This window comes from Clostridium sp. (assembly GCF_016650095.1).
Classification (GTDB): Bacteria; Bacillota; Clostridia; order Clostridiales; family Clostridiaceae; genus Clostridium_AD.
Map to the genome: position 1 here is coordinate 1 of NZ_JAENWL010000251.1, position 5,683 is coordinate 5,683.

The window sequence follows — 5,683 nt, forward strand, 5'->3', positions numbered from 1 at the left end:
ACGTGATTATATTAAGAAAGACACAAGGTCGCAAGGTCAAGTATCTAAAAATCAAATAGTTCAAACGGTTGAAGAAAGTGCATATAATGAAAGTGTTTTTGAAACTAAAAAAAGTGGATATTAGTCATATAAAATAAATAGATAATGAAATGTAATATAACAAAAGAGCAGGTAAATACTTGCTCTTTTGCTATAGTATAATATAAAAGTGTGATATTGTTGTAAATAACAAATAGAAAGGAGTTAATTTATGAAAAAAATGTTTGAAGAATTTGAAATCCATTTAATGGAAGATGAAAAACCATCTATATACTTTAATGAAATAGCTAATAATAAAAACGTATTTACACAGTATCCTTATACATTATTAAGAAGTTTATTAGATACTCCGCAATCTCCACAGCATCATCCAGAAGGGAATGCATGGGATCATACAATGTTAGTTATAGATAACGCAGCACAAGAAAAAGGGTCAAGTGAGAATCCAAGAGCATTTATGTGGGGAGCGTTATTACACGATTTAGGGAAAGCACCTACTACAAAAGTTAGAAAAGGGAAAATAACATCTTATGATCATGACAAGGTTGGTGCAGAGCTTTGCAAAGAATTTCTTGAAGTATTTACGGATGATGGTGAATTTATTAAGCGAGTTACAGCTTTGGTTAGGTGGCATATGCAAACTCTATTTGTAATGAAAGATTTACCTTTTGGAGATGTGAAAAGCATGGCTAAGGAAATATCCATAAGTGAAATTGCATTGTTATCAAAGTGCGATAGGCTTGGTAGAGGTGAAATAAGTGAGAGTAAAATCAAAGAGGAGAAAGAAAATATTAAAGCTTTTATACATAAGTGTGAAGAGTATTTATCATCTTCGAAGTAGTTTACTCTGTGCGTTCAATAATCAAAGTATATATTGTTACAAATGCATTCGCATCGCTAAGTAATTCTAAAATTTATTTTATATATATTTCCTAAAAACCGCAAACTCGCTTTGCTCAAACATGCGATTTTCTTACGCAAACATATATAAAATAAATTAAGAATTACTAAGGCTTGCTCAAATGCATTTTACACAATATATACTTTGATTAGATAAATCACAAATTTAGTAGAAATTAGTTATAGAATATCTACAAAGGTTACATATTTACCTTAAAGATTGTAAACTTGATATGATTAAACAAGAGGTTTTCTTACTCTAAGATAAATAAAATAATTGAGAATTACTAAGAATTGCTCAAATGTATTTTACATAATATAAATTTTTATTAATAAATATCTAATTTAACGGCATTTTAAAAGGAAAGAAGTCTCATATTTCTATAAGTGCGAGTTTAATAGTGTTATAACAAATAGAGAACTTGAGTAGGGGGGATAACAATTGATAATTGTTATCTGCCCAAAGAGGTCTACAAGGAGGTAAATCTTCTTTTTGAATTGTTAATATTGTAGCAACGCAGGTGATGATTCAGGATGATACTAAGAAACTCCTATTAAGTCATAAAACATATGGTATACTTAAAATGTGATCAATGAAAAATATTTAGGGAGTATAAAAGAACTCACGGTCGATTGCGTGAGAATTTATGAAGTTGGAGATGATTATGGTGAGATATGAAGGAGCAGTATATAGACCACCTAGTGAGGCATATAGTCTTATAGTACAAGTTACTATTGGATGTTCACATAATGGGTGTACTTTTTGTGGAATGTATAAAGAAAAGAAGTTTAGAATACGTGATTTAGAGGATATAATGGAAGATTTACAGCAGGCTAAATTAACCTGTGGAGTTGTTAAAAAGGTGTTTTTAGCAGATGGAGATGCTCTAGTTCTTGAAACTAGTAAATTGAAATCAATTTTATTAAAAATAAGAGAATTATTTCCTGAGTGTGCGCGAGTGGGGATTTATGCTACTCCAAATGATATTTTAAGAAAATCTTTAGATGAGCTTCACGAACTAAAGGAACTTGGTATTGGCATTGTTTATCTAGGTGTTGAATCTGGAAGTGATGAAATATTAAAAAGTATAAATAAGGGCGTAACTGCAGAGAAAATGATTATGGCAGGCAAAAAAGTAAAAGAAAGCGGGATAAAGTTGTCTACTACTTTGATTTCAGGTATAGGTGGCAATGAAAAAATCAGTGAAAATGCAATAGAATCTGCGAAACTTATAAGTGCTATAAATCCAGATTATGTAGGCTTTTTAACTTTAATGTTAGAGCCTGGAACCCCTATATATAAAGATATACAGAATGATATTTTTCATTTATTAACACCAGAAGAAATAATGTATGAACTAAGGGAGTTCATTGAAAATGTAGAAGTTACTAACTGTATTTTTAGAAGTAATCATGCCTCAAATTATGTGGCACTTGCGGGTACATTACCACAAGATAAAAATAATTTATTAGAGGACATTGATCTTGCACTAAAAGGGAAACATAAATATAAGCAAGAGGAATATAGAAGGTTATAATCTGACCAAACTAGTATCGTAAGAGCTTGGTAAAACAAAAAAAGGGTGTGGGTATTATGAAGGAAAAAATTCTTAAGCTACTTAAGGATAGTGGAAATGATTTTGTGTCTGGTCAAAAAATTAGTGATGCTTTAGGTGTTAGCCGTGCCGCTATATGGAAATATATCAATATAATTAAAGAGGATGGCTACGAAATTGAAGCAATTTCAAGAAAGGGTTATAGAATACTTTCCTCACCGGATATACTTACATTTGAAGAGGTTAAAAGCTTTCTCAGTACAGAATATATAGGTAAAAATATTATTTACTATGATTCTATAGGGTCAACCAATTCTAAAGCTAAGGAACTAGCTGAAATTGGACAAGAACATGGTACAGTTATAATAAGTGAAGAACAAACAACAGGGCGTGGACGGCTAGGACGAAATTGGGTATCTCCTAAACATAAGGGCATATGGATTTCAATAATACTTAGACCAAACATAATAACGGAAAATATATCACAAATAACTTTACTTGGGGCAGCAGCTGTCCAAAAGGCTATTATGAAAATGGGAATTAAAACTAGTATTAAATGGCCTAATGATATAGTACTTAATGGTAGAAAAGTATGTGGTATTTTAACAGAAATGAGTGGAGAAATAAATCATATTAATTATCTTACTATGGGAATTGGTATAAATGTAAACTTAGAAGAAGATGATATACCAATTGATCTGAAAGATGTAGCTACTTCACTTAAATTGGAGAGCGGTAAATATATGGACAGGAAGATTTTGCTTGCTAATGTATTAAATAATTTTGAAGAGTTGTATAATGATTTTGTGCAAAATGGTGATATAAAAGAAACTATAGAGGTTTGTAGAAAGAACTCTATGCTTATAGGGAAAGAAATTAAACTAAATAGTAGAGGAAAAGTAAGAACGGCTAAAGCAATAGATATAGGTGATAAAGGAGAATTAGTTATTGAAAATGATAAAGGAATCATAGAATATATTGTTTCTGGCGAAGTTTCTATTACAGGAATTTATGGACATAATAAGTAAATTACACTATCATATTAATTAGATTAACGGTATAATGTGGTTAATAAGTTTGAAAGGAGATTGGTTATGGAAGATAATAAAATTATAACAATGTTAGATGAAGATGGAGAAAAGGTTGATTTTGAATTAGTCGAAATCATTGAATTTGATGAAAATAAATACGCTTTATTAGCTCCTGTAGGAGAAGAAGAGGATGCTTTTGTTTATAAAATTGAGAATGTAGGCGGTAAAGAAGAATATATTGCAGTAGAAGATGAAGAGGAATTTGCTAAAGTATTAGAAGAATACGAATCAACTTTTTCTGAAGAATAATAGGGAAATAAACCATTAAGGATTATCGCCCATAACCAATAAACCTTCAAGGTTTATTGGTTTTTTATTATAAATATATTTAGTTAAGATAAAATAGAAATAGGCACATGAAAACAGATTAGGTTAGAATAGTTAATTGTAATTTATATGAATAAATTCTGTTGATAGGAGGTAAAATTTTGAATCTAGTAGAGATTAATATGGAAGCACTTATAGAAACAATTTCACATGTTGATGACAATTTAGGGAAAAGCTTTCTAGACGTAATTACTGGTGAGGTTATATATATTCCCACAGAAGTAAGTTTAGCCTTGGAAAATGGAACTTTAAAAGAAAATATTTTTGATAATTGGTTAAAAGAATTTGTTAGCACTGCTATACTTATTAGTGAAGATGAGGCTAATAGATATTTGAGAACTCCTCTGTTAGAGGAACAGTTCTATATAAGTGCAATGACGGATTATGTTAATGGTATAACTTGTAATTCTGATTTGAAATTAGAATTACAAAAGGCATTGAATAAGGATGAACCTATAAAACATTTTAAACATGTTCTAATGGATAAACAAAATGAAACAGATGGGTGCGAAACCGATGAATGGTATAAATATGAAGACAATTGTATAAATGTATTTGTTAGTGAGTGGTTAAAGTCAAATGGTATTGAGCTAAAGTACTTAAATTAAAACAATTAAAGGTGAAACATGGTATATGTAATATGCATATATCATATTTTAATTATAATAGAATATGATAAAGTTATTTGGGGGTGTATACATGTCAGTATATGAAGTAGCAATAAGACTTGCGCTTGCAGTTGCAGTTGGTGGCTTAATTGGGTATGAGAGAGAACATAAAAATAGGCCAGCTGGTTTTAGAACGCATATTCTAGTATGTTTGGGTGCGGCTATTACCTCAATGATACAATTATATTCAATTCAAGAAATGACCAATATGATAATGTGGCATCCAGAACTCCAAACTGCTATGAAAGTAGATATTGGAAGACTTGGGGCGCAAGTTATAACAGGAGTAGGATTTTTAGGAGCAGGCACTATTATTCATGAGAAGGGGTCAATAAAAGGGCTTACTACTGCTGCGAGTATATGGACAGTGGCATGTATTGGGCTTGCGGTTGGTCTAGGTTATTACACCTTGTCTATATTATCAACTATAGTTGTTTTTATAGTATTAGTATATCTTAAAACTTTTGAAGCTAAGCTTTTTAAAAACACTAACATTCTTAAAATAGAAATCCAATATGGTAACAAGAAAAACATGGTAGAAAAATTAGAAGAGTACTTTGATGGTATGAGTATTAAAGTTAAAAATATAGAATTTTTAATTGGGGATGACGATGAAGAAGAAGATTTAGAATATAGTACAACAATGTATACAATTTTAGCACCTAGGCATATTAAAAGTAGTGGAATTGTGCAAAAATTATGTACTTTTGAAGAAATACACAAAGTAACTATATTATGATGAAAAAATAAGGATTAGAAATTTACTTATTTATATACTGTATATATTATAAGGACCTCAATTATTAATATAAGAATTAATGTATAAAGTAGTTTTTTAAATTTACTCATAATTATCACCCCCTTATATTGTATGTCAAAGGGGGTGATAACATAATTAAAATAAAAGAAAATTATTATCAGAAATCTATAAAACAAAAGAGAGCACTTATCAATAAGTGCTCTCAGACTGTTGACAAACATAAAATGTTAAATATCCCAATTTTAATTGGGATATTTTTTTGTTGGCAAAAAGGATTTTGGGCCATCAATGTCGAATATATATAGTATACAAACTTTATAATTCGGAGGGTTTAATTATGAT

6 protein-coding genes are annotated in these 5,683 nt (G+C 29.9%); all 6 read left to right on the plus strand.

Annotation, left to right across the window (positions count from 1 at the left end; all coding sequences use genetic code 11):
• Nucleotides 1-250: 250 nt before the first annotated feature.
• Nucleotides 251-880 (plus strand): HDIG domain-containing metalloprotein, encoded by a 630-nt coding sequence (locus tag JJE11_RS13500; RefSeq protein WP_291636463.1) that lies wholly within the window; start codon nt 251-253, stop codon nt 878-880.
• A 727-nt stretch (nt 881-1,607) separates the two neighbouring features.
• Nucleotides 1,608-2,477: a radical SAM protein gene (locus JJE11_RS13505; RefSeq protein WP_291636473.1), complete on the plus strand. Its 870-nt coding sequence runs from the start codon at nt 1,608-1,610 to the stop codon at nt 2,475-2,477.
• Between the two features lie 56 nt (nt 2,478-2,533).
• Entirely contained in the window at nt 2,534-3,523 is a 990-nt protein-coding gene (locus JJE11_RS13510) for a biotin--[acetyl-CoA-carboxylase] ligase (protein WP_291636465.1), read from the plus strand.
• A gap of 66 nt (nt 3,524-3,589) precedes the next feature.
• Nucleotides 3,590-3,835 carry a DUF1292 domain-containing protein gene (locus JJE11_RS13515; protein WP_291636467.1) on the plus strand — a complete coding sequence of 82 codons (246 nt, stop codon included), beginning with the start codon at nt 3,590-3,592 and terminating at the stop codon, nt 3,833-3,835.
• Between the two features lie 179 nt (nt 3,836-4,014).
• Nucleotides 4,015-4,521, plus strand: a complete 507-nt coding sequence (locus tag JJE11_RS13520; RefSeq protein ID WP_291636469.1) for a UPF0158 family protein — start codon at nt 4,015-4,017, stop codon at nt 4,519-4,521.
• 91 nt (nt 4,522-4,612) lie between these two features.
• A complete protein-coding gene (locus tag JJE11_RS13525) occupies nt 4,613-5,320 on the plus strand; it encodes an MgtC/SapB family protein (RefSeq protein ID WP_291636471.1) in 708 nt (235 codons plus the stop codon).
• The last annotated feature ends 363 nt before the right edge of the window (nt 5,321-5,683 follow it).

Excerpts from the sequence above, each read along its gene's own strand:
- JJE11_RS13510 (WP_291636465.1), top strand. The coding sequence starts at position 2,534 with ATGAAGGAAAAAATTCTTAAGCTACTTAAGGATAGTGGAAATGATTTT.
- JJE11_RS13525 (WP_291636471.1), top strand. The coding sequence starts at position 4,613 with ATGTCAGTATATGAAGTAGCAATAAGACTTGCGCTTGCAGTTGCAGTT.
- JJE11_RS13515 (WP_291636467.1), top strand. The coding sequence starts at position 3,590 with ATGGAAGATAATAAAATTATAACAATGTTAGATGAAGATGGAGAAAAG.
- JJE11_RS13500 (WP_291636463.1), top strand. The coding sequence starts at position 251 with ATGAAAAAAATGTTTGAAGAATTTGAAATCCATTTAATGGAAGATGAA.